Below are 24,486 nucleotides of genomic sequence, written 5' to 3' on the forward strand. Positions count from 1 at the left end.
TCGACGCGTTACGTCACTTTGCCGGTTCGGGCTCCGGCGCGTCCACCTGCTCCGACTCGCCGGCCGGATCGGCCGGGGTCTTCACGGACTCCAGGAGGAGCTGCGAGACGTCCACGACCTGGATGGACTCCTTGGCCTGGCCGTCGTTCTTCTTGCCGTTGACGGAGTCGGTCAGCATGACGAGGCAGAACGGGCAGGCGGTGGAGACGATGTCCGGGTTGAGGGCGAGGGCTTCCTCGACGCGCTCGTTGTTGACGCGCTTGCCGATCCGCTCCTCCATCCACATCCGGGCGCCACCGGCGCCGCAGCAGAAGCCGCGCTCCTTGTGGCGGTGCATCTCCTCGTTCCGCAGCCCCGGGACCTTCGCGATGATCTCGCGCGGCGGGGTGTAGATCTTGTTGTGACGGCCCAGGTAGCACGGGTCGTGGTACGTGATCAGGCCCTCGACCGGGGTCACCGGGATCAGCTTGCCCTCGTCGATGAGGTGCTGGAGCAGCTGCGTGTGGTGGATGACCTCGTACTCGCCGCCGAGCTGCGGGTACTCGTTCGCGATCGTGTTGAAGCAGTGCGGGCAGGTCGCGACGATCTTCTTCGACGACTTGGGCTTCTTCGTCGTCGTGTCCTCATCGTCCTCGCCGTACGCCATGTTCAGCATGGCCACGTTCTCCTGGCCGAGCTGCTGGAACAGCGGCTCGTTGCCCAGGCGGCGGGCGGAGTCACCGGTGCACTTCTCGTCGCCGCCCATGATCGCGAAGTTGACGCCCGCGATGTGCAGCAGCTCCGCGAAGGCCTTGGTCGTCTTCTTGGCCCGGTCCTCCAGGGCGCCCGCGCAGCCGACCCAGTACAGGTAGTCGACCTCGGTGAGGTCCTCGACGTCCTTCCCGACGATCGGGACCTCGAAGTCGACCTCCTTGGTCCACTCGACGCGCGCCTTCTTGGCCAGCCCCCAGGGGTTGCCCTTCTTCTCCAGGTTCTTGAGCATCGTGCCCGCCTCGGACGGGAACGAGGACTCGATCATCACCTGGTAGCGGCGCATGTCGACGATGTGGTCGATGTGCTCGATGTCGACCGGGCACTGCTCGACGCAGGCGCCGCAGGTGGTGCAGGACCACAGGACGTCCGGGTCGATGACGCCGTTCTCCTCGGCGGTGCCGATGAGGGGGCGCTCGGCCTCGGCGAGGGCGGCCGCGGGAACGTCCTTGAGCTGCTCCTCGGTGGCCTTCTCGTTGCCCTCCATGTCCTTGCCGCCGCCGGCCAGGAGGTAGGGGGCCTTGGCGTGCGCGTGGTCGCGCAGCGACATGATCAGGAGCTTGGGAGAGAGGGGCTTGCCGGTGTTCCACGCGGGGCACTGGGACTGGCAGCGGCCGCACTCGGTGCAGGTGGAGAAGTCGAGGATGCCCTTCCAGGAGAACTGCTCGACCTGGGAGACGCCGAACACCGCGTCCTCGGCCGGGTCCTCCCAGTCGATCTCCTTGCCGCCCGACGTCATCGGCTGGAGCGCGCCGAGCGCGACGTCGCCGTCGGCGTTCCGCTTGAACCAGATGTTCGGGAATCCGAGGAAGCGGTGCCAGGCGACGCCCATGTTGGTGTTGAGCGAGACCGTGATCATCCAGATCAGCGAGGTGCCGATCTTGATCATCGCGGTGAGGTAGATGAGCGTCTGGAGCGTGCCGAGGCTCAGCCCCTCGAAGGCGAGGACCAGCGGGTACGACACGAAGTACGCGGCGTCGTAGCTCTCGACGTGGTGGATCGCGCCCTCAAGGCCGCGCAGCACCAGGATCGCGAGGCCGATGATCAGGATGATGTACTCGACGAAGTACGCCTGCCAGGCCTTCGAGCCCGCGAAGCGCGACTTGCGGCCGGCCCGGGAGGGCAGGTTCAGCAGCCGGATCGCCATCAGGGCCACGATGCCGACGACCGTCATCAGGCCGATGAACTCGATGTACATCTCGAACGGCAGCCAGCCGCCGATGATCGGCAGCACCCAGTCGGCCTGGAAGAGCTGTCCGTACGCCTGGAGCAGCGTGGGCGGCAGCGTCAGGAAGCCGATGGCGACGAACCAGTGGGCGAAGCCGACGATTCCCCACCGGTTCATCCGGGTGTGGCCGAGGAACTCCTTGACCAGGGTGATCGTCCGCTGCTTGGGGTCGTCGGTGCGGCTGCCTGCTGGTACCGGCTGTCCGAGACGGACGAAGCGGTAGATCTGCGCGACGGCTCGGGTGATGAGCGCAACGCCGACGACCGTCAGCACCAGCGACACAATGATCGCGGCGAGTTGCATTTCGGGGCTCCTCGGGCCTGCGAGAGCGGGATCCAGTTACTACTGCCCACTACTACTAAGCAGTAACTTAATTAGTCTGTGCTGACACTATCCACTTATTCCACCGTGCTGTAGCCGGGTCGTCGGTGATCTGCGTCGCTCAGGTGTGCCTTGGTCCGACGGGCCGTCCGGAGCCGCGTCCGCAGGGGACCGCGTACGGCTTCGGCGAGGATCGCCAGGTCGAGCACCACTCCATGGTGCTCTGCGTAGTGCTGGTCCAGCAGAGCGGGGTCGTCCCACGGCATGCCGGAGCGGGCGCGCACCTGCGCGAGGCCGGTGAGCCCCGGCCGCAGCTCCTGCCGCCACTGCCGGGCGCCGGGCCTGGTGGCCCGTGGGTCGCCCGGGGCCAGTGGCGCGGGGCCGACCAGGGAGAGGTCGCCGCGTACGACGTGGGGCAGGCGGGAGAACAGGTCCACCCGGAGCCTCCGGGTGGGCAGGGTGCGCAGCTCGAAGACCCGTCCGCCCAGGCCGGTCCGGGGCCGGCGGTCCCAGACGCCGCCCGGGGCGCGCCGCACGCTCAGGGCGAGGGCCGCCGCGGCGACGGCGGGGGCGGTCAGGACCAGCAGGGCGGTGCCGAGAGTCAGGTCCAGGACGCGTTCGGCGGGGGTGCGCGGGAGGAAGCGGTCCGCGAGCCGCCCGGCCCGGTCGGCGAGGCCGGCCAGGTGTGCCATGGGGGGCGAGGGGAACTGGCCCCTGACCGTCCCTGTCCCTGTCCCTGTCGGGTACGGGGGCGGGGGCGGGGGCGGGGGCGAGGGTAGGGGCTGGCGTGGGTGCGGGGCCGCGTACGGATGTGGGAGCGGGTGGCGCGGTGCCTCGACCTGGTGGACCCGGTGGCCCTGCTGGCCCTGCTGGCCCTGGTGGACCTGCTCGACCTGCTGGACCGGGTGGGCCTGTTGGATCTGGTTGCCCTGCTGGTCCTTCCGGCCCTTCCGGCTCTTCCGGCCCTCCTGGCTCTTCTCGTTTCTCTGGCTTCTCTGGCTTCTCTGGTTCTTCCGCCGTACGCGCGGCTTCCTCGCGTTCTGCATCGCGCCCGCCCGGGGTTCGAGGTTCGATGGTGTGACGATCCACGGTGAAACCTGCCGGTCGGTGACGGTTGCGACCGTCTCGCGGCAATTTGTGACAGAACGATCCCACGGTGAGACGGTGGGGTGGGTGGTGCGCGCGGGGTGTGGCGTGCGCGGGTGCGGTCGTGGGGTGGCCGAGAGGGGCGGGTGCGGAGTGGACGTGCCCTGGGTGTGCTCTCTGTGAGCACTTAAGTTGAGCGTAAGAGACTCAGGTCTGTTGACTCGGGCGTCGGCGTCATGCATTCTTGAGTCAGATCCACTCAAGTAGTCAGTTGGAGGAATTGAAATGGCACGTGCGGTCGGCATCGACCTGGGCACGACTAACTCCGTCGTCAGCGTTCTCGAAGGCGGCGAGCCCACCGTCATCACCAACGCCGAAGGCGCCAGGACCACGCCGTCCGTCGTCGCCTTCGCCAAGAACGGCGAGGTGCTCGTCGGCGAGGTCGCGAAGCGCCAGGCGGTCACCAACGTCGACAGGACCATCCGCTCCGTCAAGCGCCACATGGGCACTGACTGGAAGATCGACCTGGACGGCAAGAGCTTCAACCCGCAGCAGATGAGCGCCTTCATCCTGCAGAAGCTGAAGCGCGACGCCGAGTCCTACCTGGGCGAGAAGGTGACCGACGCGGTCATCACCGTCCCGGCGTACTTCAACGACTCCGAGCGTCAGGCGACGAAGGAGGCCGGCGAGATCGCGGGCCTGAACGTCCTGCGCATCGTCAACGAGCCGACCGCCGCCGCGCTGGCGTACGGCCTCGACAAGGACGACCAGACGATCCTCGTCTTCGACCTCGGTGGCGGCACCTTCGACGTGTCCCTCCTGGAGATCGGCGACGGCGTCGTCGAGGTGAAGGCCACCAACGGTGACAACCACCTCGGTGGTGACGACTGGGACCAGCGCGTCGTCGACTACCTGGTGAAGCAGTTCGCCAACGGGCACGGCGTGGACCTGTCCAAGGACAAGATGGCTCTCCAGCGTCTCCGCGAGGCCGCGGAGAAGGCGAAGATCGAGCTCTCGTCCTCGACCGAGACCACGATCAACCTGCCCTACATCACGGCGTCCGCCGAGGGCCCGCTGCACCTGGACGAGAAGCTCACGCGCTCGCAGTTCCAGCAGCTGACCGCGGACCTCCTGGACCGCTGCAAGACCCCGTTCCACAACGTCATCAAGGACGCGGGCATCCAGCTCTCCGAGATCGACCACGTCGTTCTCGTCGGTGGCTCCACCCGTATGCCCGCCGTCGCCGAGCTCGTCAAGGAGCTGACCGGCGGCCAGGAGGCCAACAAGGGTGTGAACCCGGACGAGGTCGTCGCCATCGGCGCCTCGCTCCAGGCCGGTGTCCTCAAGGGCGAGGTCAAGGACGTCCTGCTCCTCGACGTCACCCCGCTCTCCCTCGGCATCGAGACCAAGGGAGGGATCATGACCAAGCTCATCGAGCGCAACACCACGATCCCGACCAAGCGTTCCGAGATCTTCACGACGGCCGAGGACAACCAGCCGTCCGTGCAGATCCAGGTCTACCAGGGCGAGCGCGAGATCGCGGCGTACAACAAGAAGCTCGGGATGTTCGAGCTGACCGGTCTGCCGCCGGCCCCGCGCGGTGTGCCGCAGATCGAGGTCGCCTTCGACATCGACGCCAACGGCATCATGCACGTCGCCGCCAAGGACCTCGGCACCGGCAAGGAGCAGAAGATGACCGTCACCGGCGGCTCCTCGCTGCCGAAGGACGAGGTCAACCGGATGCGCGAAGAGGCCGAGAAGTACGCGGAGGAGGACCACGCCCGCCGCGAGGCCGCCGAGTCGCGCAACCAGGGCGAGCAGCTCGTCTACCAGACGGAGAAGTTCCTCAAGGACAACGAGGACAAGGTCCCGGCCGACGTGAAGACGGAGGTGGAGACCGCTGTCGCCGAGCTGAAGGAGAAGCTCAAGGGCGAGGACTCCGCCGAGATCCGCACGGCCACCGAGAAGGTCGCGGCCGTCTCCCAGAAGCTGGGCCAGGCGATGTACGCCAACGCCCAGGCCGATGGTGCGACCCCGGGCGCCGACGCCCCGGGCGACGGTCAGGCCAAGGCCGACGACGATGTCGTCGACGCCGAGATCGTGGACGACGAGAAGGACACCAAGGGCGGTGCGGCGTGACCGAGGAGACTCCGGGCTTTGAGGAGAAGCCCGACGTCCCCTCCGGCGCCACCCCTGATGACGCCGAGCCGAAGGCTGCCGACTCCTCCGAGGAGGAGGCGGCGGCCCCGGCCGGGGACCTCGACCCGACCGTCGGTCTGACCGCACAGCTGGACCAGGCACGCACCGCGCTCGGTGAGCGCACCGCGGACCTCCAGCGGCTCCAGGCCGAGTACCAGAACTACCGCCGCCGCGTCGAGCGGGACCGGGTCACGGTCAAGGAGATCGCTGTCGCGAACCTCCTGTCCGAGCTCCTGCCCGTCCTCGACGACGTCGGCCGCGCGCGGGAACACGGCGAGCTGGTCGGCGGCTTCAAGTCGGTGGCCGAATCGCTGGAGACCACCGTCGCGAAGCTGGGCCTCCAGCAGTTCGGCAAGGAGGGCGAGCCCTTCGACCCGACGATCCACGAGGCCCTGATGCACAGCTACGCGCCGGACGTCACCGAGACGACCTGCGTGGCGATCCTGCAGCCGGGGTATCGCATCGGCGAGCGCACCATCCGCCCCGCGCGGGTGGCCGTCGCCGAGCCGCAGCCGGGCGCCACGCCCGCCGCGGCCAAGGAAGAGAAGACAGACGACGAGGAGAGCGGTGGCACCGAGGAGGTCTGACGGCAACGCGTCTGACCACCACGGTGCCCACCGACCGGCCCGGCGGCCGGCCCACGGGCCGGCCGCTCGGCCGATCGTCCGGAAGGAGGGACGTCGATGAGCACGAAGGACTTCGTCGAGAAGGACTACTACAAGGTCCTCGGCGTCCCCAAGGACGCCACCGACGCCGAGGTCAAGAAGGCGTACCGGAAGCTCGCCCGCGAGTTCCACCCGGACGCCAACAAGGGTGACGCCAAGGCGGAGGAGCGCTTCAAGGAGATCTCCGAGGCGAACGACGTCCTGGGTGATCCCAAGAAGCGCAAGGAGTACGACGAGGCGCGCGCCCTCTTCGGCAACGGCGGCTTCCGCCCCGGCCCCGGTGGTGCCGGCGGCAACTTCAACTTCGACCTGGGCGACCTCTTCGGAGGCGGCGCCCCGGGCGGTGGACAGGGCGGCGCGGGCGGCGGCTTCGGCGGCGGGGGCGGTATCGGCGACGTCTTCGGCGGGCTGTTCAACCGCGGCGGCACGGGCACCCGGGTCCAGCCGAAGCGCGGCCAGGACATCGAGTCCGAGGTGACGCTCAGCTTCACCGAGGCGGTCGACGGGGCCACGGTCCCGCTGCGGATGTCCAGCCAGGCGCCCTGCAAGGCGTGCTCCGGCACCGGCGACAAGAACGGCACCCCCAGGGTCTGCCCGACCTGCGTCGGCACCGGCCAGGTCTCGCGCGGCAGCGGCGGCGGCTTCTCGCTCACCGACCCCTGTGTGGACTGCAAGGGCCGGGGCCTCATCGCCCAGGACCCCTGCGACGTCTGCAAGGGAAGCGGCCGGGCGAAGTCGGCGCACACCATGCAGGTGAGGATTCCGGCGGGCGTCTCCGACGGCCAGCGGATTCGGCTGCGCGGCAAGGGCGGCGCGGGCGAACGCGGCGGTCCGGCCGGCGATCTGTACGTCGTCGTCCACGTCGACGCCCACCCGGTCTTCGGCCGCAAGGGCGACAACCTCACGGTCACCGTGCCCGTCACCTACCCGGAGGCGACGCTCGGCGGCGAGGTCAAGGTCCCCACCCTCGGCGGCCCCCCGGTCACCCTGAAGCTTCCCGCCGGCACCCCCAACGGGCGTACGATGCGCGCCCGGGGCAAGGGCGCGGTGCGCAAGGACGGCACCCGCGGCGACCTGTTGGTCACCGTGGAGGTCGCGGTCCCCAGGGAGCTGGGCCAGGAGGCCAGGGACGCCCTGGAGGCCTACCGGAAGGCGACCGCGGACGAGGACCCGCGGGCGGAACTGTTCCAGGCTGCGAAGGGAGCTTGAGATGGACGGCCGTCGACGCAATCCGTACCAGCTGACCGATGAGACACCGGTGTACGTGATCTCGATCGCGGCCCAGCTCTCGGGCCTGCACCCGCAGACCCTGCGCCAGTACGACCGTCTCGGCCTGGTCTCCCCGGACCGTACGGCCGGGCGCGGCCGGCGCTACTCGGCCCGCGACATCGAGCTGCTGCGCACCGTGCAGCAGCTGTCGCAGGACGAGGGCATCAACCTCGCGGGCATCAAGCGGATCATCGAGCTGGAGAACCAGGTCGCGGCCCTCCAGCAGCGCGTCGCCGAGCTCTCGGCGGCGGTGGACGGCGCGGCGGTCGCCCTCCAGCAGCGCGAGGCCCAGGTGCACGCCTCGTACCGTCGGGACCTCGTGCCGTACCAGGACGTGCAGCAGACCAGCGCGCTGGTGGTCTGGCGGCCGAAGCCGAAGCGGCCGACGGACTGACCGGACACGGCTGACGTGAGTCGGCCGGACCCCGCGTGAGCCATGGGGCCGGGAGAGCGGATGACGCTCTCCCGGCCCCGTCGTCGTGTGTCCCCGCGTCGCCCGGTCGCCGCGCGTCCTCAGGTGGCCGAAAACCTCCGGAGTGCTGCGGCGGAATACGGTTGGCACCAAGTAGCCCGGCATATGCAGCAAGTTGACAGTGATCACCCCTGTCATGGGCACGTGTCACTGGCAAGCTTATGGGCGTCGGCGAGGGAAGCCGGCAGGACACCTGACGTACGGGGAGGAACACATGGGCGTCTGCGCGTTCACCGGGAGGATGGTCGGTACCGGGGGAATGATCCTGGGGCTGGTCGTCGGGGCGGCCGCCGTCCCGGCCCACGCCGGTACGGGGACGGAGACGGGGGCAGTGTCCCTGCACGGCGGGCCGGCCACGTTGCCCGGAGGGATCTCGCAAGCGCTCGCGGAGGGGAACGCCGCGGTCGCCGGGCTTCTCTGCGGCGTACCGCTGCCGAAGATTCACGGACCGGACAGGGGCAAGGCCAAGTGCGTCAACGGCTGGCAGTAGACGACCCCGTCGAGGTCGTGGCGGTCCGCGTCGGCGCGCACGCCGCGCCCGCCGGGACGGCCGTGCTCCGGCTCCTCGGGATGCTGCCCGCGCACTGGGAGTGCGCCCAGCGCATCGAGGAGGACCGGATCACGGTCCTGATCCGGGGCGGCGGGGAGCACGAGGTGCGGGAACGCTGCGCAGAGGCGCTGAGTGGCCGGACGCTGGAGGGGTGGACGCTGGAGGGACGGACGCTGGAGGGACGGCAGGCCCCGTAGGGCTCCGGACCGACGGGGCCTGAGCCCCGTAGGGCTCCGGACTGACGGCCCCTCACTTCTTCTTCCGTGTGCCGGGCCTCAGATCCAGCCTCTTTCGCGGGCCAGCAGGGCCGCGTGCGGGCGGCTGGTCGCGTCCAGGATGCGGAGGACGTCGGCGACGTGACGGCGGTACGTCCGTACCGAGATGTCCAGGTTCCGGGCGCCCGTCTCGTCCTTCGCGACCCGGCACATCTCCTCCATGACACGCTGCTCCATCTCCGAGAGCACGCCCGTCGGCGCGGGGCCGGTGTCGATGAGGGCGGCGAGGTCCGTGGCCTCGGTCCAGATCTTCTCGAACAGGGCCAGGATGTTGGAGACGAGGCCGGCTTGCTGGGTGACCAGTGCGCCGCTCGACGTGTCGGCCGGGTCCACGGGCACCAGGGCCGTTCGGCGGTCGTAGACGAGGATGCGCTCGGACAGGTCGTCCGCGGCCCGGATCGACGCGCCCTGGGCCCTGAGCTCACGGAGGTAGGCGACGGTGGGCGGGTGGTCGAGCGCCTCCCGCAGCACCACGCTGCGGATCCGCACGCCGCGGCGAAGACACCGCATGTCGAGCGGGCGTGCGTGCGCGATGTTCTCCGGGGTGAGCGCGGTGTACGGCTCGACGGAGAGGATCTCCTGCCGGGCGAAGAAGGCCAGGTCGTCGATCCGGTCGCGGATGTGCCGCAGGACTTCGAGCCGCTCCACGCCCTGTCCGGCGAGGGGGCGGGCCTGTTGTTCGGCAGTCAGGTCGGACACCAGATGCCGGGACCTGGTGACCTGGTGGAGCTGTTCGTGCAGCTCGCGCAGGCGCATCTCCGTGAGCCGCTCGATCGCGGTCTCCGGATCGGTCGCCGTCGCTCCGCCGTGTTCGTCGGTCCGCAGGAGGCACAGTTCGTCGAGCCGGGCGAGGGCCTTCTCCACCTCCTCACGCGGGCGGTGGAGGAGGATGTCGATGTCCTCGGTGCTGGTTCCTGGATTGCGCAGGAAGTACCGATAGACGCGTTCCTCCGTCGCGTCGATACCGAGTATGGACAGACTTCCGTCGCTCACTGCTGCCGCCCCCCGCGTGCCGCACAACAACTGTCGGCGCGCCGGCATGGGTCAGATGCCGGGCGCCCGTCGAACTGATGGCTGGGGCATGGGTCAGATGCCACGCAGCCGCCGAACTGGTGAGGGAAAGGGTAATCGAAGGGTAAAGGTGCAGGTAGTCCCGGTCGGGCGAGGAACGGACGCGGGGCGGACAACAGACTGACCACAGACGGACTACAGACCGACAACAGACTGACAACAGTGGATGATCACAACTAGGGGGCTGCTGTGACGACGATGATCGACCGACAGGTACTGGATTTCACCACGCTCACGGAGCGCGAGCGCGAGGTGCTCGCGCTGCTGGGCGGCGGAGAGCAGAACCGCTGGCTCGCCCGGAGACTCGGCATCACGGAACGGACGGTCCGGGCGCATACGTCGAGCATCGTGCGGAAGCTGCATCTGAAGTCCAGGTTCGAGGCCGCGATCGTGTCGAACCTGTACGCGGAGGACATCAGGGGCCTGCGTCCGTGACCTGACCCTCCGGTGCTCGGCCTCCGGGCGGAGTGCGACGGCCGAAGTCCCCTGCGGGAGGAATCGCTTCCCGCAGGGGACTTCTCGTGTGCCCGGCCCCGGAAGCGGCCGGGCCGCCGGCCGGGTCCTCAGCCGGGCAGGGCCGTGCTGACCGCGTCGACCAGCATCATCCACATGGGCTGGCCGCCGGTGCCGAACGCCGCGGACAGCGCGTAGCCGATGGCCGCGTCGAGCGGTTCGACGGTCCCGGCGTCCTCGCGCCACTCGGCGATCACCCGGCGGTCGCCGTCCGACGAGAAGTCCCCGAGGTGCTTCCCGTCCCGGGTCAGCCGGCTGCCGGGGATCGAGTCCGGGACGAGCCGGTAACGGGTGCCCGCGCAGCTGACGTCGACCCGGTAGGTCTGCCTCCGCAGCCTGCCCTTGGCGGGCTTTATCGTCGCGGGCTCTCCGTCCACGGTGATCGTGAGGTGCCGGGGGTCCCGGGTGCCGATGACGATGTGGTCGTCGACCTCGGCCTCGGGCGCGCGGACGATGGTGATCGTGGGAATCCGCTCGCCGCTCACGACGAGCTTCTCCCGCTGTTCGCCGAGGAGTTCGACGGCGATCTCGCCGTAGTGGTCGTCCTCCGTCGCGGCGGGCAGAGGCAGGGGAGTGGGAGTGGTGTCGGTCATCTGGATCCTTGAACCCTTCGGTCGTGCTGAGGGGGGTGTTCGGTGAGGACATGTTCGGCGTGCGGATGTTCGGTTCCGCCGGGGGCGGCGCACGGAATTCTCGCAGGGGCGCGGCAGCGGCCCGAGATGTTCGTGCTCAGCGAGGTGCGGGGGCGGCCGCGCTTGCGGGGGTCAACTGCGTAGCGGTGAGGTCCTGGTAGAGGGCACTGCGCTCCAGCAGCTCCTCGTGCCGTCCGTGATCGCTGACCCGGCCGTTCTCGAACAGGACCAGTCGGTCGGCCGAGGTGACCGTCGAGAGCCGGTGGGCGATGAGCAATACCGTGCAGTCCCGCGCCGCCTCCTCCACCGTCCTGCGCAGCGCCGTCTCGCTGAGCCCGTCGAGATGAGCGGTGACCTCGTCCAGGAGCAGGACCTGCGGGCGCCGCAGCAACGCCCGTGCGATCGCCAGCCGTTGGCGCTCGCCGCCGGAGAGCGCCAGGCCGCGGGAGCCGACAGCCGTGTCGAGACCGTCCGGGAGGGAGGAGACGAAGTCGTCGAGCAGGGTCCTGCGGAGCACGTCGGCGACGGCCTCGTCGCTCGCGTCGGGCGCGGAGTAGAGGAGGTTCTCCCGGAGCGTGCCGGCCAGCATCGGTGAGTCCTGCTCGACGTACGCGATGCGGCGCCGGAGTTCGGCCCGGGCAAGGGTGCGGATGTCGGTGCCGTCCAGCAGGATGCGGCCGGTCTCGCTGTCGTAGAACCTTTGGATCAGGGAGAACACCGTCGTCTTGCCGCTGCCTGACGGGCCGACGATCGCGGTGACCTTGCCCGCCGGTGCGATGAAGCTCGTGCCGTCCAGGACGGGGGTGCGCCCCTCGTAGGCGAAGGTCAGGCCGTCGACCGTGACCCGGGGCGGTGGGCCGGACGGCACCGGCGGCGTACCGTCCACGTCGTCCTCCGCCGCCATGGACCGCACCTCCTCGATCCTGGCCAGGGCGCCGAGTCCCTGCTGGAGGGCCGTGGTTCCGCCCACGAGCGAGAGGACCGGGCCGCCCAGGTTGAACAGGTAGAGCAGGAAGCCGATCAGCGCGGCGAGTTCGAGGGTGCCCATGGCGACCAGCGCGCCGCCGAAGCCGATGACGGCGAGGAAGGACGCCTGGACGATCAGCCCGGCGAGCACGGCGATCAGCGCGTGGTACCGGGCCCCCTTGAGGCCGGCCCGGTAGGCGCGTTCGGCGGCGTCGGTCGCCCGCTCGGTCTCCTTCGCCTCGGCGCCGTTGGCCTTCACGGTCCGGGCCGCTCCGAGCGACCGGTCGAGCGCGGCGCCGATCTCGCCGACGGAGGTCTGCGCCTCGGTGGTCACCCGCTTGATGCGGGGCATGACGACACCCATCGCGATGCCCACGACGACCAGCACGGCGGAGGTGATGCCGAGCAGCGGCAGGCTGACGATGCCCATCAGCACGATCGTGGCCAGGAGATGGATCGAGCCGTCCACGAGCTGGATGAGACCGCCCGTGGCCGCGTGCTGGACGAGCGTGCTGTCGGACGTGACGCGGGTCGTCAGGCCCCCCGGTTCGACACGGTCCAACTCCGCGGTGCGCAGGCGTACGAGGCGCGTTATGAGCCCGCGGCGGACCTGGAGCACGACCCGCTCGGCGGTCCGCTCGCTGAGCCAGGCCTGCACCCAGGTCAGCCCGATGGAGGCGACCAGCAGGCCGGACAGCAGGAGGAGGTCGTCCCGCAGTCCCTCGCCCGTCATGAGCTTCGCCAGGACCGACTGGATGACCAGCGGCTGGGCGAGGCCGGCGGCGCTGCCCAGGAGGGTCAGCGCCAGGACGGTGAGGAGGACGCCGCGGTGCGGACGCGCGTACGAGAGCAGCGCCCGCAGCGCGGGCCGCTCTGCCGGAGGCTGTTCTGCGTCAGGTGTGTTCACCCTCGTAGTTCTATCCCCTCCTTCGTGTGCGGGGAACTGTCGCTTGCGGCAATGCCGCAAGAGTCAATGGTGCGGGCCAGGTGTCGCGGTCCATTGTTCTTTCTGTCCGCAACGGACGCCGGGCATCGCGAGATGACTGGTAGTCAATTTCCTTTCATGGAGAGAAATCTGATGCAGAACGTCACCGAGCAGGACCTGTTCGACGGTTACACCGCCTACACCTCCGCCGAGGAACTGGGCCTGCACGACGGCAAGGACGCCGCGCCGGCCTTCAGCCCCACCATCCCGTGGGCGATCCGCGCCACGATCATCAGCGCGCGTTCCTCGCAGCAGTGCGCCGCCGCTCTCGGCTCGCTCGCTGCGAAGACCGTCGAGAACAAGTGCTGACCAGGCTCTCTTCGGAGTGAGCCGCGGGGTCCGGCCGGAGCGCACGCTCCGGCCGGGCCCCGGCCCCAACGCGCACACAGGAGGCGTCGTGGAGGAACAGCAACGGGACTTCGAGCGCGTTCTCGTCGTGGGGACGGGAGCCCTCGGCGTCGCCTTCCTGCCGTTCTGGATCAACTGGCTCGGGAATTCCTTTCCCGACGTGGAGAAGAGAGTGGCACTGACGCGTTCCGCGTGCCGGTTCGTCTCGCGGGACGCGGTGGCCGTGCTCTCCGGAGAAGAAGTATTCATCGACGACTGGAACGCGTTCTCCGGCGTCGACGTGCCGCATGTCGAACTTGCGGAATGGGCGGATCTGATCCTGGTCCATCCCGCCACCATGAATTTCGTCGGCCGGTACGCCCTCGGCGTCGCCGACACACCGCTGATGGTCGCGCTGCACACCACCCGGGCGCTGGTGGGCGTCGCGCCGTCGCTGCCGCCCGGTGCGCTCGCAAGCCCGGTCGTCCGGGAACACCTGGCGGTGCTGCGCGAGCGGCCCGGTGTGGTGCTCGCGCCGACGATCCCGGCGCGGAGCGCGCGTACGGGCGAGGTGGAGGACGGCGGCTCCGCCCCCCTGAACGAGTTGTACGACCTCTGCGTCGCGCGCCGGAAGGAGAGCGGGGGCGGCGGCGCTCCGGGCGGCGGCGCTCCGGGCGGCGCTCCGGGTGACGCGCGTGACGCGCGTGACGCGCGTGGCGACGGGGCCGGACCGGGGCAGGGCCGCCCCGACGCGGCCGGGAACCGGGGCCAGGGCCGGGGCCGGGAGCGGGCGGCGTGACCGGGGCGGATTCCCTGGCCGGGGCGGACCCCCGGGCTGGAACGGACCCCCGGGCCGGTACGGGCCCCCTGGCTGGGTCGGACCCTCTGGCCGGTGCCGTCCCCCTGGCCGGGGCGGGCCCCCTGGCCGGGGCGGGCCCCCTGGCCGGGTCAGACCCCCGGGCCGGTGCCGTCTCCCTGGCCGGGGCGGGCCCCCTTGCCGGAGCGGCTGTCCTCGTGGCGGAGCACGGTACGGGCCTCCAGGTCACCCGTGTGTACGAGGACCAGGACGGCGGCTTCCTGTGGTGGCACGGCCCGGGGCACCGTCACGCCGGTCCGCTGCGCGCACCCCTCGGGCTGGTCCCGCTCGTCCCCGGCCGGGAAGCCGGCGCGGGGGCCGCGCTGCTGTCCACCGGGCAGACGCACGGAACCGGGCTGCTCCACCGGGCCGCCGGCTCCGTCTCGGCCGCCGCCTGGCTGCGGGACCCCCGCCCGCAGGCCGGGCGGCTCGTCGCCCACTCCCTCACCGCCGCCGCCCGGGCCCTGCGGGCCCTGCACGGCGTCCCCCTGCCGCAGGGCCTGGAGCCGGCCCCGCCGCCGGGGCTGCGGCGGCTGCGGGAGTGGGCGAGCGGGACGGTTCCGCTCGTCCCCGCCGCGGAACGGCTCCGGCGACATGCGCTGGAGGTGTGGGGCAGCGCCCGCACGGCGCGGCTGCTCGACTGGGCGGACGACGCCGAACGGCCCACGGGCGTCGGGGCGTCGGCCGTGCTCCTCCACGGCTGGGCCTCGACCGGTGCGCTCGTACCGCCGAGGAGCCGCGGCCGGGTGGCGCTGCTGACCGGCCAGGACCTCGGCGCCGGGCGCCGGGAGCTGGACCTGGGCTGGATGCTCGGCGACCTCGTCGAGCTGGCGTGGTCGTCACCGCTCTACCGCGTCGCGCACGACCGTGCCGGGGCTCGGGAGGAGGAGGGCACGGGGCTGCCGTCCGCGGCCGTCCTCCAGCAGGTGTTCCTGGGCGTGTACGGCGACGGCGTGCACGGCGGGGTCGGCGAGGGCGGCGACGGCGTGTACGGCGAGGGCGTCGACCGCACCGGCGGCGGAGGTCCGGGGTACGACCCGGCGGCCGTGGGGCGCTGCGCCGTGCTCCGCGTCGTCACGCACATGCGGGACTTCGCCACGTACTGCGAGTGGAGCGACGAATTGCTGGACTACCTCGCCTTCACCGCCGAGTTGATCGATGAGGAGGGCCGCCGGGCGGTCCCCCGAGGAGTGTCATGACGACCACGACGAACGAACCGCCCGCGCTGATCCGCTACCGGCCGACCGGCCTCGACGCCGCGCCGGAAGTGAACGCGCTGCTGGAACGGCTGGGCCTCGGCCCCTTCGCTCCGGACGGGCTGACCGCCTTCGGCGGCCGCAACGACAATTGGGCCGGGACGACCACCCGCGGCCAGCAGGTCTTCGTCAAGACGGTCGCCCGGTCCCCCGACGGCAGCCGTCCCGAGATCGACCGCGCGCTCGCCTTCGAGGCGTCGGCCGCACGGCTCCCGGCCGGCTCGCCGCTGCGTACGCCCGAACACCTCGGGACCGACCGGGCCGCCGCCGTCAGCGCGTTCCGGCTGCTGCCCGGGGCCCGGTCGGGCTCGGAGGTCGCGCTGGACGGCGACTTCGACGAGGAGCTGTGCCGGGAGGCGGGGCGAGCCGTCGCCACCCTGCACGCCATGGAGCCGGTGGGCGGCCCGGCGAGCACGGGGCAGGCCGCGGCCGTCGGCGTGCCCGGGGTGGCCGGTCCGTCCGGCGGCGTGGCAGAGGTGGTGATCGACACGGGCGAGGCCCCCCTGCCGCCGATGCGCTGGCTGCGGGCGTTCCCGTGGAGCGAGGTCCAGGACCGCAGCATGGCGCAGATCGCCGCCTGGAAGCTGGTCCAGGACGACACCGAGGTCGTCGGCGCGCTCCACCGGCTCCGGGAGCGGGAACGTACGGCGCCGCACACCCCGGCCCACTGCGATCTGCGTTTCGACCAGTTCATCGTCCACGGGGGCTCGCTCTACCTCTGCGACTGGGAGGAGTTCAGGTGGGCCGATCCGGCCCGGGACGTCGGAGCGTTCGTCGGCGAATGGCTCTTCCAGGCCACCTACTCCGTCTTCGCGCCGACGGGCGAGGCCGCCGCCGGGGACACCGTCGCGCTCGGCTTCGACCTCACCCACCAGGAGATCGTCGAACGCGGCACCGCCGGGCTGCGCCGCCACCTTCCCCGTGTCGCGGCCTTCTGGGAGGGCTACACCGGCTGCCGGACCCCGGACCCGGAGCTGGCGGAGCGGGCCGCCGGGTTCGCGGGGTGGCACCTGTTCGACCGGCTCATCGCCACCGCGCAGGCGCACGCCGTCCTCAACCCGGTCGCGCGCGCCGCCGCCGGGATCGGACGGACCCTCCTGCTGAATCCGGCCGGGGCCGTCCCCACCCTCCGCCTGACCGCTCCCGCCCCCGCCCCACCACGCCGCACCGTCACGCCCCGGAGCCCCCGATGATCCTCGACCGTCCGCTGCCCCTCTCCGCCGGGCCGTCCCCGGCACCGCGTCTCACCGCCGCGCTCGGCCTCGTCTCCGTACGGGCCGACGGTCTCGCGGCGGAGGTCGCCGGGCGGAAACTGACCGCCGACAGCCCGCGCGACCTGCGGGGCCGGCTCACCAACGCGCTGTACGAGGAGTTCCACGCCGGGAACGGAGCGCACCGCAGGGACGCGGACGCCCCGCCCCGCAGGTCGCTGCGCGACTCCGCGCTGGAGCGCCGCCTCACCGAGGCCGTGCCGCACGCCAGGACCCCGGTCACGGGGCGGCTGGTCGAGGTCACGGACGGCGGCGAACTGGTCGTACGGCTGCCGGAGATCACCGCCCGGATCGGCGCCGACCGGCTCGTCACCCCCGGTACGCCCGCCCCCGGCGAGCTGGTCGAGGTCGCGCTGGAGGCGGCGCGGCCCGCTCTCTCGCCCGGCTTCTTCTACGTCATGGGGTCGCGGGCCCTGCCGTCGCCCGCGGGCCCGGTCCGCCGCCTCTTCCTGCACGCCCGCGACGCGGACGGGGCCGTCGCGCTGTGGGCCGCCGCGCTGGCCGCGCTGGAGGGGGCGGGGGCGCGCTACCACGCCAAGGTCCTGTCCGACGAGGACGACTACCCGCGCCGCGACAGCGTCGTCGTCTATCTGCACGGCGACCACGCACCGGCGGAACGGGCCGTGGTGGCCGCCGTCCGGGACCTGCCGGGGCTGGGCGCCGACACCTCGCTCTTCACCGCCCGGCTCGCCCCCGGCGTCGCCGCCGCGTGGGACCCGCGGGACCCGCGCCCCGGACACGACGGCATGAGCTTCGGGCAGCACCGCAGCTTCGCGTTGGCCACCGCGCTCGTCGACCACGCCCTGGAAGGGGCCGACGGGACCGAAGGGGCCGGAGGGGCCGGAGGGACCGACGACCTCGCCGGCCACGTCGTACGGGCCTTCCACGCGGCGGGCATCGACCCCGCGCACCCCGAGAACAACCTGGCCGTGAAACCCGCGAATTCCGAGCGTCCCGGGGGCGACCTCGCCGCGAACACCACGACCACGGCCACGACTACGACCACGACCACGACCACGACCACGACCGCTGGAGTGTGAGCCCGATGACCACCGCCGTAACCACGGACACCACGACCGCCGCCGACGCGTCGGAAGCGGCCGACGACGCCGGAACCCTCGCCGGGGCGGGCGGCTTCGGGGCGGCGATCACCACCGCCTACAGCGACGCCCTCGCCGGGGTGTACGACGAGATCTACCCGAGCACGCCCGACCTCGACGACATCGGTACGTACCTGCTGACCCTCACGACGCCCGGCGCGAGCGTCCTCGAACTCGGCGTCGGCACCGGCCGGGTGGCGCTCCCGCTCGCGGAGCGCGGCTTCGACGTCCACGGCGTCGAGTCCTCGGAGGGGATGCTGGCCCGTCTCGCGGAAAAGGACCCCGAGGGCCGGGTCACCCCGGTCCACGGCGACTTCTCCGGCCTCGATCTCGGCCGCACCTTCGACGTCGTCCTCGCCCCCTTCAACGTGCTGTGCTGCGCGATGGCGGTCGACGAGCAGATCGCGCTGACGCACGCGATGGCGCGGCACGTGGCGGCGGACGGGCACGTGGTGATCGAGACGTTCGACCCGAGCGACTACCACGTACAGAAGAAGAACGAGGTCAACACCTATCCGATCGGCGCGCGCGGGGCGCTCATCGAGTCCGTGGGCGTGCTGCCCGCCTCGCAGAACATGATGCTCCAGAGCACGCTCTTCCTGGACGGCGACGCCCCCCGGTCCGCCACCACCGTGATGCGCTACGTGTGGCCCGGGGAGCTCGACCTGCTGGGCGCCATCGCCGGTCTGGAGCTCGTCGGCCGGTACGCGGGCTGGCGCGAGCAGCCCTTCGACGGGGGCGACAGCCGGAAGATGTGCGTGTCCGTGTTCCGGCCGCTGGCATGAGTCCGCACGCCGTGACCGCCGCCGCCCCGGACGCCGCCGCGGGGCGGGTGAGCGTGCTCGCCAACGGACTGCGGGTGTGCGCGGAGGCGGTCCCGCAGTACGGGCGCGGCCTCGCCGCCGTCGCCCTGACCGTGGCGGCCGGCGGTGACGACGACCCCGTCGGGCGGCACGGTACGGCGCATCTCGTCGAGCACCTGATGTTCCCCCGCTCCGGCCCGGCCGCCGGCGACGGGGAGGGCCACGCGGCCCTGGTCGAGGGGGCGGGCGGGGTCTGCAACGCCGAGACCCACCGCGACCACACCGTCTTCCACACCACGGTCCCGGCCGACCTGCTGCCGGCCGTCCTGGCGGCGGAGGCACGCCGCCTGCTCGGCTTCGCGCCCACCCGGGACGTGATCCGCACCGAGACCGCCGTCATCGCCGAGGAGATCCGCGGGGCGGGGACCGGCGGCCGGTACTGGGAGGCGGCGCTGGACGGGCTCTACCCCGGGAGCAGGGACAGCTTCGGTACGGCCGCCGAGCTCGACGGCATCGGCGCCGACGAGGCCGAACGCTTCCAGCGCACCTATTACGTGCCCCGGCGGATGGTCCTGTCGGTCGTCGGGGACATCGATCCCGCGCGCGTCACAGCGGCGGCGCACGAACTTTTCGCCCCGCTCGGGTCGTCGGCCGCGCACGAACCTTTCGCCCCGCTCGGGGCGTCGGCCGCGCACGAACTCCTCGCCCCGCTCGGGTCGTCGGCCCCGCACAGCCCCGGAGCGCCCCCCGCGCGGCCCCGGCCGGCCGCTCCGGCCCCCGGCCCGCTCCCGGAGATCCGTACCGTGCCCCTGCCCGCCCCCGCGCCCGGTGTGGCGGTCGGGCACCGGCTTCCCGACCCGCTCGCCGAACGCCGCGCGTATCTCGCCCAGGTCGTTCTGGCCCAGGTGCTCGGCCGGTCCCGGCTGCCGGCGGTGGCGCGGTCGGCGCGGGACGGGCATCACCTCACCTCCGCGACCGTCACCTGCGGCTACCACGGCCAGTGGCTCGCCTCGGCCGCCCCCGACCTGACCCTCGCGGTGCTCGGCCGGGCGCCCGGCACCGACGTGGACGCGGCGGCCGGCGTCTGGCGGTCCGTCCTGCGGACGCTCGCGGACCGGCCGCCCTCCGAGGCCGAGCACCGGCGGGCGGTGAACTCCCTGCTGGTCGCCGTCCACCGGCAGACCGACTCGCTCCCCACCCGCGCCGTCGCCCTCGGCCGTGCCGCCCTGCTCCTGCCGGGATCCGCCGGGCCCGACGGGCTCCCCGACGAGCTGCGGGCGACCACCCCCGCCGAGGTGGCGGACGCGGCCCGCGCCCTGCTGGAGGGACCCACCACCGTGACCGAACTCGTCGCCCGGGAAGGCAGCGCCGGATGAACCGCACCACCGCAGCCGTCCTGCCCACCGGACTGCGCGTCCTCGCGACGCACGCCCCCGCCGCCCCGCTCGCGGAGCTGCGCCTCGTCATCCCCTACGCGCGCGCCGAACCGGGCCTCGCCGCCGCCCAGGAGCTCCTCGCCGCCTGCCTCGGGACGGGCAGCCGGGACCGTACCCGTCAGGAGATCGCCGACAGGGCCGCCGACCTCGGCGCCGAGTTCAGCACCGTCGTCACCGCCGAGTCCCTGATCCTCTCGGTCAGCGTGCTCGCGCCGGGTCTTCCCGGTGCGCTCGACCTGCTGGCCGAGCTGCTGGTGCGCCCGCGGTACGAGGCGGGGGAGGTGGCCCTCGCCCAGCGCCGGGCGGCCGCCGCTCCCCGCGCCCCCGCGAGCCGCGTACGGCTGCGGCGTGCCGCGCTCGCGCACGGCTTCGGGCCGCACCCGCTGTCCTCCCGCTCCGGTGGTACGGCACCGCTTCTGGACGTCGTCTCCCTGCCGTCCGATGCGCTCGGAGCCCTGCACACGCGTGCCGTCGTGCCCGGCGGGTCGTCGCTCGTCGTGCTGGCGGGCGCCGAGCCGGACACCGTGCTGCGCCTCGTCAGCGAGCGGCTCGCGCCCTGGACGGGTGGCCCGTCGGGTCTCACCCTCCCGCGCTTCACACGTCCGGACCCCCGGCCGGGCCGGGTCAGGCTCGACGTCGTCGAGGGCGGCGGCGGGAGCGGTGGTGACGGCGGTGGTGACGGCGGTGGTGGTGGTGCCGGCGGTGAAGGCGGCGACCGTACGGCCGACCCCGGCGGCCAGGCGCTCGTCCTGGCCGTCGGGCCCGCCGTCCCCACCGCCGACCCGGATCACGCCCCGTTCCACCTGGCTCAGTTGCTGCTGGGCGGCTACGCCTCCGCCCGGCTCGGCCGTCGGGTCCGGGACCGGCACGGCCTCGCGTACGCGGTCTCCGCCCGCGTCCGCGAGAACGGGGCGGGCTGCTGGCTGGAGATCGAGTGCGCGGGAGCACCGGGCAGCGCGGACCGGATCTCCGGCGAGATCACCGGGTGCCTCCGGGAGCTCGCCGCCCGGGGCCCGTCCTCGGCGGAGGTGGACCGCGCCCGCGCCTACGCGACCGGCTTCACCCGCTTCGCCCTGGCGACCCGCGCCGAGGAGGCGAGTGCGCTGGCGGGTTTCGCCGCGGCGGGGCTGGAGCCGGACTGGCTCGACGGCTACCGGGACCGCCTCGCCGCCGTCACCCCCGCGCAGGTGGTGGCGGCCGCGCGCCGGCTGGACCCCGGCCGGGCGGTCATGGCGACGTACGAGCCGGATGCCGTACAGGCCCCGGCCCGGCCCCCGTACGGCCTGCCCGCCTCCGCCCGGGACGTGTCCGCCGAGCCCGACGGTCCTTCGACGCCCGGCGGGTCCCGAGAGATGCCTGATGGGTCCGGTGGGAAGCCCGCCTCCGCCGGGGACGTGTCCGCCGAGCCCGACGGCCCTTCGGCGCCCGGTGGGTTCCGCGAGATGCCCGATGGGTCCGGTGGGACGCCCGGCGGGTCCCGAGAGATGCCTGATGGGTCCGGTGGGACGCCCGGTGGGTCCCGCGAGACGCCTGCCGGGCCCGGTGAGATGCCCGAACTCCGCGATCAGAAGGGTGGCCCCCGGTGAACCCGGCCGTTCTCTACCCGCTCCAGCCCGACCACCCCGAACTGGTCGCCCCCTTAGCGGCGCTCGTCCGGCGCTCGGGGGCCCGACGCCTGTGGATGTGCCAGTCCTTCCAGGCCGAGACCCACCAGACGCTGGCCTACCTGGCGGGCGCGGGGCACACGGTCCCGGTCGGGACGAGCGTGACGTTGCTTCCGCTGCGTCATCCCTACGAGGCGGCGCTCCAGGCCCGGTCGCTGGCGCTGCTCACCGGTGAGCCGGTCGTCGCGGGTTTCGGCATCGGCAACCCGGGCTTCGTGGCCGGGCTGACGGGGCGCACCTACGACAGCCCGCGCACCGCGGTCCGCGACTACCTGAGGTCGGTACGCGCTCTCCTGGACGGCGAGCCGGTCGCGACCAGCGGCCCGTACCACCACCTCCACGGCACGTTGCCGGAGCTTCCGCACGCTCCGCGGGTCGAGGTGGGTGCGGGGGTGCTCCGGCCCGGCATGGCGCGTACCGCCGGTGAGGTGGCGGATGTCGCCGTCACGTGGATGACGCCACCCGCCTATGTGGCGGGCACGCTGCGCCCGGCGCTCCAGGAGGGCGCGGCGGTGGCGGGCAGGCCACGGGCCCCCCGCCTCGCGACCTCCGTCCACGTCGTCGTCGACCGGCCCGGCCGCGACGTCCGTGGCATGGCGCTCGCCGCGACCGCCGGCCATGTGGCGACGCCGCACTACGCGGCGATGCTCCGTGCCGCCGGACTGGACCTGGACCCGCACGATCCGGCGGGCACCGTGGACGCCCTGCTGCGCAACCGGGTGCTGGTGGCGGGGAGTCCCGAGGAGATCGCCGGCACGCTCGACGAGTACCGGTGCGCCGGCGTGGACGAGGTGCTGCTCAACCCCACCGGGGTCCTGCTCGGCGAGGGTGTGCACGCGGCCGTGGCGGATCTCGAGGAGATCATCGGCTCCTGCCGCAGCTTCCTGCCGGACAGCCAGCAGGAAGCTGCGTCCGCCGGGCCGCCGGAGCGGCCCGGCGGCTGATTGGCTGAAGTCCCACGGGCGGAGACCCGGCAGGCGCGGTGCGATGCCGCCCGGCGGGCCGGCGGCTCCGGTCCGTGGCCGCCGCAATTCCGTGGCCGCCGAGTTCAGTGGCCGCCGCGTTCCGTGGCCGCCGCGTTCCGGGGCCGCGTGACCCGTAGAGCCCTTGGCCGCCCTTGGCCGCCCACCCCCTCCCCACGAGGACGGAACCCCCATGACCGAACAGCAGGACGGGACAGAACACGTGCGACCAGAACATCCGCCCCGGGCAGGCGGCAGCGTCGTCTTCTCCAACGTGACGAAGACGTTCGGCGACCAGAGGGCACTCGACGACGTCAGCTTCACGCTGCGGCCGGGCAAGGTCACCGGTCTGCTCGGCCCCAACGGCGCCGGCAAGAGCACGCTGCTGCGGATCCTGCTCGGGCTGGCCCGCCCCGACGCGGGGACCGCGCAGGTCCTGGGCGGGGAGCCGCTGTCCGCTCCGGAGCGGGCCCGGCGGGTCGGCGTGGTCATGGACGCGATCGGCTTCCACCCGCGCGTGACGGTCCGCCGCCAGCTGGAGATCTCGGCCCGCTCACTGGGGCTGCCGTCCTCGCGCATCGCCGAGGTGATCGACCAGGTCGGTCTCGACGGCGCGGAGCGCAAGCGGGTGAAGGCGTGCTCCACCGGTATGCGACAGCGGCTCGCGCTCGCCGTCGCGCTGCTCCCCGACCCCGGACTCCTCGTCCTGGACGAGCCGTTGAACGGTCTCGATCCGGACGGGATTCGCTGGATGCGCCACCTCGTCGAGCGCTCCGCCGCCGAGGGGCGGACCGTGCTGATCGCCAGTCACCTGCTGTCCGAGGTCGAGCAGAGCGTCGATGACGTGGTCGTGCTGCGCCGCTCGGTGCTGTTCACGGGTTCCCTCCAGGAGCTGGTGCGGCGCGGCGGGGGACGCCTGGAGGACGCCTACTTCGCACTCGTCGAGGGCGCGGCCGCCGCGTCCCGTCCGGAGGTCACCCATGCCTGAGGTCCTGCGTAACCAACTCTCCGCGGAACTGCTCAAACTCCGCTCGGGCGTGGCGCTCACCGTGCTGCTCCTGGTCGCCCTGGCCTTCTGCGCGCTGGGGCAGGTCGGCCTCGTGTACGCGGAGGCCGACCCCGCGTCCGCCGGGGCGGGGCTCACCGGGAGCGTCGTCGGCCTCGGCGCGTCCGCCGCCCTCTTCGCGGGGCTCTTCGGCGCCCTGCACGTCACCAACGAGTTCAGTTCCGGTGCGATCGGCCGCACGGTCCTGTACGCGCCCGGACGTTCCTCGGTCGTCGCCGCCAAGCTGCTGGCCTCGGCCCTGTCCGGTCTGCTCTTCGGCATCGCGGCGGTCGTGGGCTCCTTCGCCGTCGGCTACGCGGCCCTCGCGGCCAGGGACGCCGAGCTCGCCGTGGACGGGGCGACCTGGACGACCGCCGCCGCCGTCCTGACCATCTGCACCCTGGCCGGCCCGTGGGGCGCGGCGGTCGGGTTCGTCGTGCGCAGCCGGCTCGCCGCGGTTCTCGGCCTGGTCGTGTGGGGCACCCTCGGCCAGGTGCTGGTCCTGGGCCGGCTTCCGGAGCTGGGCCGCTTCCTTCCCGAGGGGGCGCAGTACGCCCTGCTCGGTGACACGTCGGCCTTCCCGGAGGCCCTGGCGGCCCCGTTCGGTCTGCTGCTGATCGTGGGGTGGACGGCGGCCGCGTCCCTCGTGGGCGGCCGGTTCTTCATCCGCCGCGACATCTGAGGTTCCGGCACGCGTACGGCCGGACGTACCGCTGGCTGTACGGCTGGCTGTACGGCTGGCTGTACCCCGGCTGTGCCCCTGGCTGTGCCCCCGGGCTGCGCC

At 72.5% G+C, this 24,486-nt stretch carries 24 protein-coding genes; 19 read left to right on the plus strand and 5 right to left on the minus strand.

Annotated elements, in window-relative coordinates; translation table 11 throughout:
- Nucleotides 1–13: 13 nt before the first annotated feature.
- Together ACH4KB_RS00600 and ACH4KB_RS00605 are read right to left on the minus strand one after the other, a co-directional pair.
- Nucleotides 14–2,281 (minus strand): heterodisulfide reductase-related iron-sulfur binding cluster, encoded by a 2,268-nt coding sequence (locus ACH4KB_RS00600; RefSeq protein WP_398062226.1) that lies wholly within the window; start codon nt 2,279–2,281, stop codon nt 14–16.
- A 95-nt stretch (nt 2,282–2,376) separates the two neighbouring features.
- The gene (locus tag ACH4KB_RS00605; RefSeq protein ID WP_398062228.1) at nt 2,377–2,991 is read right to left on the minus strand and encodes a sugar transferase; all 615 of its coding nucleotides are present in this window, start codon (nt 2,989–2,991) and stop codon (nt 2,377–2,379) included.
- A gap of 159 nt (nt 2,992–3,150) precedes the next feature.
- Between ACH4KB_RS00605 and ACH4KB_RS00610 the strand changes: the two genes are divergently transcribed.
- The 7 genes from ACH4KB_RS00610 (at nt 3,151) to ACH4KB_RS00640 (ending at nt 8,737) form a co-directional block, all read left to right on the plus strand.
- Nucleotides 3,151–3,393 (plus strand): hypothetical protein, encoded by a 243-nt coding sequence (locus tag ACH4KB_RS00610; protein WP_398062230.1) that lies wholly within the window; start codon nt 3,151–3,153, stop codon nt 3,391–3,393.
- 277 nt (nt 3,394–3,670) lie between these two features.
- A complete protein-coding gene (gene dnaK, locus ACH4KB_RS00615) occupies nt 3,671–5,524 on the plus strand; it encodes a molecular chaperone DnaK (protein WP_398062232.1) in 1,854 nt (617 codons plus the stop codon).
- A complete protein-coding gene (gene grpE / locus ACH4KB_RS00620) occupies nt 5,521–6,171 on the plus strand; it encodes a nucleotide exchange factor GrpE (RefSeq protein ID WP_361873196.1) in 651 nt (216 codons plus the stop codon). The genes dnaK and grpE overlap by 4 nt, the downstream gene beginning before the upstream one ends.
- Nucleotides 6,172–6,267: 96 nt before the next feature.
- The gene (gene dnaJ, locus ACH4KB_RS00625) at nt 6,268–7,458 is read left to right on the plus strand and encodes a molecular chaperone DnaJ (RefSeq protein WP_398062234.1); all 1,191 of its coding nucleotides are present in this window, start codon (nt 6,268–6,270) and stop codon (nt 7,456–7,458) included.
- 1 nt (nt 7,459) lies between these two features.
- Nucleotides 7,460–7,912 carry a heat shock protein transcriptional repressor HspR gene (locus ACH4KB_RS00630; protein WP_018960890.1) on the plus strand — a complete coding sequence of 151 codons (453 nt, stop codon included), beginning with the start codon at nt 7,460–7,462 and terminating at the stop codon, nt 7,910–7,912.
- A gap of 292 nt (nt 7,913–8,204) precedes the next feature.
- Nucleotides 8,205–8,480, plus strand: a complete 276-nt coding sequence (locus tag ACH4KB_RS00635; RefSeq protein ID WP_398062236.1) for a hypothetical protein — start codon at nt 8,205–8,207, stop codon at nt 8,478–8,480.
- The gene (locus ACH4KB_RS00640; RefSeq protein WP_398062238.1) at nt 8,459–8,737 is read left to right on the plus strand and encodes a hypothetical protein; all 279 of its coding nucleotides are present in this window, start codon (nt 8,459–8,461) and stop codon (nt 8,735–8,737) included. The genes ACH4KB_RS00635 and ACH4KB_RS00640 overlap by 22 nt, the downstream gene beginning before the upstream one ends.
- 78 nt (nt 8,738–8,815) lie before the next feature.
- Here ACH4KB_RS00640 and ACH4KB_RS00645 read toward each other — a convergent pair whose 3' ends face one another.
- Nucleotides 8,816–9,808, minus strand: coding sequence for a helix-turn-helix transcriptional regulator (locus ACH4KB_RS00645; RefSeq protein ID WP_398062240.1), 993 nt, complete (start codon nt 9,806–9,808; stop codon nt 8,816–8,818).
- 276 nt (nt 9,809–10,084) lie between these two features.
- Between ACH4KB_RS00645 and ACH4KB_RS00650 the strand changes: the two genes are divergently transcribed.
- Nucleotides 10,085–10,321 (plus strand): helix-turn-helix transcriptional regulator, encoded by a 237-nt coding sequence (locus ACH4KB_RS00650; RefSeq protein ID WP_398063308.1) that lies wholly within the window; start codon nt 10,085–10,087, stop codon nt 10,319–10,321.
- Nucleotides 10,322–10,449: 128 nt separating this feature from the next.
- Here ACH4KB_RS00650 and ACH4KB_RS00655 read toward each other — a convergent pair whose 3' ends face one another.
- Both ACH4KB_RS00655 and ACH4KB_RS00660 read right to left on the minus strand, forming a co-directional pair.
- Entirely contained in the window at nt 10,450–10,992 is a 543-nt protein-coding gene (locus ACH4KB_RS00655) for a hypothetical protein (RefSeq protein WP_398062241.1), read from the minus strand.
- 136 nt (nt 10,993–11,128) lie between these two features.
- Complete coding sequence (locus ACH4KB_RS00660) at nt 11,129–12,904, minus strand: ABC transporter ATP-binding protein (RefSeq protein WP_398062243.1); 1,776 nt, start codon at nt 12,902–12,904, stop codon at nt 11,129–11,131.
- Between the two features lie 171 nt (nt 12,905–13,075).
- Here ACH4KB_RS00660 and lxmA point away from each other — a divergent pair, with 171 nt between their 5' ends.
- From lxmA to ACH4KB_RS00715, 11 genes are all read left to right on the plus strand, one after another.
- A complete protein-coding gene (lxmA, locus tag ACH4KB_RS00665) occupies nt 13,076–13,291 on the plus strand; it encodes a lexapeptide family class V lantibiotic (RefSeq protein WP_018960897.1) in 216 nt (71 codons plus the stop codon).
- 88 nt (nt 13,292–13,379) lie between these two features.
- Nucleotides 13,380–14,108: a flavoprotein gene (locus tag ACH4KB_RS00670; protein ID WP_398062245.1), complete on the plus strand. Its 729-nt coding sequence runs from the start codon at nt 13,380–13,382 to the stop codon at nt 14,106–14,108.
- The gene (locus tag ACH4KB_RS00675) at nt 14,105–15,364 is read left to right on the plus strand and encodes a hypothetical protein (RefSeq protein WP_398062247.1); all 1,260 of its coding nucleotides are present in this window, start codon (nt 14,105–14,107) and stop codon (nt 15,362–15,364) included. The genes ACH4KB_RS00670 and ACH4KB_RS00675 overlap by 4 nt, the downstream gene beginning before the upstream one ends.
- Nucleotides 15,361–16,614, plus strand: coding sequence for a phosphotransferase (locus ACH4KB_RS00680; RefSeq protein ID WP_398062249.1), 1,254 nt, complete (start codon nt 15,361–15,363; stop codon nt 16,612–16,614). Before ACH4KB_RS00675 ends, ACH4KB_RS00680 begins: the two co-directional genes overlap by 4 nt.
- On the plus strand, nt 16,611–17,732 hold the full coding sequence (locus ACH4KB_RS00685; RefSeq protein ID WP_398062251.1) for a T3SS effector HopA1 family protein: 1,122 nt from the start codon (nt 16,611–16,613) through the stop codon (nt 17,730–17,732). The genes ACH4KB_RS00680 and ACH4KB_RS00685 overlap by 4 nt, the downstream gene beginning before the upstream one ends.
- Nucleotides 17,733–17,737: 5 nt before the next feature.
- Nucleotides 17,738–18,577: a class I SAM-dependent methyltransferase gene (locus tag ACH4KB_RS00690; RefSeq protein WP_398062253.1), complete on the plus strand. Its 840-nt coding sequence runs from the start codon at nt 17,738–17,740 to the stop codon at nt 18,575–18,577.
- Nucleotides 18,574–19,971, plus strand: a complete 1,398-nt coding sequence (locus ACH4KB_RS00695) for a M16 family metallopeptidase (protein ID WP_398062255.1) — start codon at nt 18,574–18,576, stop codon at nt 19,969–19,971. Before ACH4KB_RS00690 ends, ACH4KB_RS00695 begins: the two co-directional genes overlap by 4 nt.
- Nucleotides 19,968–21,617, plus strand: coding sequence for a M16 family metallopeptidase (locus tag ACH4KB_RS00700; RefSeq protein WP_398062257.1), 1,650 nt, complete (start codon nt 19,968–19,970; stop codon nt 21,615–21,617). Before ACH4KB_RS00695 ends, ACH4KB_RS00700 begins: the two co-directional genes overlap by 4 nt.
- Nucleotides 21,614–22,639 carry a F420-dependent peptide dehydroalanine reductase LxmJ gene (lxmJ, locus tag ACH4KB_RS00705; RefSeq protein WP_398062259.1) on the plus strand — a complete coding sequence of 342 codons (1,026 nt, stop codon included), beginning with the start codon at nt 21,614–21,616 and terminating at the stop codon, nt 22,637–22,639. The genes ACH4KB_RS00700 and lxmJ overlap by 4 nt, the downstream gene beginning before the upstream one ends.
- Before the next feature lie 211 nt (nt 22,640–22,850).
- Nucleotides 22,851–23,645 carry an ABC transporter ATP-binding protein gene (locus ACH4KB_RS00710; protein WP_398062261.1) on the plus strand — a complete coding sequence of 265 codons (795 nt, stop codon included), beginning with the start codon at nt 22,851–22,853 and terminating at the stop codon, nt 23,643–23,645.
- Complete coding sequence (locus ACH4KB_RS00715) at nt 23,638–24,384, plus strand: ABC transporter permease (RefSeq protein ID WP_398062263.1); 747 nt, start codon at nt 23,638–23,640, stop codon at nt 24,382–24,384. Before ACH4KB_RS00710 ends, ACH4KB_RS00715 begins: the two co-directional genes overlap by 8 nt.
- The last annotated feature ends 102 nt before the right edge of the window (nt 24,385–24,486 follow it).

Source organism: Streptomyces sp. NPDC017520 (assembly GCF_044329855.1).
GTDB lineage: Bacteria > Actinomycetota > Actinomycetes > Streptomycetales > Streptomycetaceae > Streptomyces.

Excerpts from the sequence above, each read along its gene's own strand:
- ACH4KB_RS00600 (WP_398062226.1), bottom strand. The coding sequence starts at position 2,281 with ATGCAACTCGCCGCGATCATTGTGTCGCTGGTGCTGACGGTCGTCGGC.
- ACH4KB_RS00605 (WP_398062228.1), bottom strand. The coding sequence starts at position 2,991 with ATGGCACACCTGGCCGGCCTCGCCGACCGGGCCGGGCGGCTCGCGGAC.
- dnaK (WP_398062232.1), top strand. The coding sequence starts at position 3,671 with ATGGCACGTGCGGTCGGCATCGACCTGGGCACGACTAACTCCGTCGTC.
- dnaJ (WP_398062234.1), top strand. The coding sequence starts at position 6,268 with ATGAGCACGAAGGACTTCGTCGAGAAGGACTACTACAAGGTCCTCGGC.
- ACH4KB_RS00630 (WP_018960890.1), top strand. The coding sequence starts at position 7,460 with ATGGACGGCCGTCGACGCAATCCGTACCAGCTGACCGATGAGACACCG.
- ACH4KB_RS00635 (WP_398062236.1), top strand. The coding sequence starts at position 8,205 with ATGGGCGTCTGCGCGTTCACCGGGAGGATGGTCGGTACCGGGGGAATG.
- ACH4KB_RS00650 (WP_398063308.1), top strand. The coding sequence starts at position 10,085 with ATGATCGACCGACAGGTACTGGATTTCACCACGCTCACGGAGCGCGAG.
- ACH4KB_RS00655 (WP_398062241.1), bottom strand. The coding sequence starts at position 10,992 with ATGACCGACACCACTCCCACTCCCCTGCCTCTGCCCGCCGCGACGGAG.
- lxmA (WP_018960897.1), top strand. The coding sequence starts at position 13,076 with ATGCAGAACGTCACCGAGCAGGACCTGTTCGACGGTTACACCGCCTAC.
- ACH4KB_RS00680 (WP_398062249.1), top strand. The coding sequence starts at position 15,361 with ATGACGACCACGACGAACGAACCGCCCGCGCTGATCCGCTACCGGCCG.
- ACH4KB_RS00685 (WP_398062251.1), top strand. The coding sequence starts at position 16,611 with ATGATCCTCGACCGTCCGCTGCCCCTCTCCGCCGGGCCGTCCCCGGCA.
- ACH4KB_RS00690 (WP_398062253.1), top strand. The coding sequence starts at position 17,738 with ATGACCACCGCCGTAACCACGGACACCACGACCGCCGCCGACGCGTCG.
- ACH4KB_RS00695 (WP_398062255.1), top strand. The coding sequence starts at position 18,574 with ATGAGTCCGCACGCCGTGACCGCCGCCGCCCCGGACGCCGCCGCGGGG.
- ACH4KB_RS00700 (WP_398062257.1), top strand. The coding sequence starts at position 19,968 with ATGAACCGCACCACCGCAGCCGTCCTGCCCACCGGACTGCGCGTCCTC.
- ACH4KB_RS00710 (WP_398062261.1), top strand. The coding sequence starts at position 22,851 with ATGACCGAACAGCAGGACGGGACAGAACACGTGCGACCAGAACATCCG.
- ACH4KB_RS00715 (WP_398062263.1), top strand. The coding sequence starts at position 23,638 with ATGCCTGAGGTCCTGCGTAACCAACTCTCCGCGGAACTGCTCAAACTC.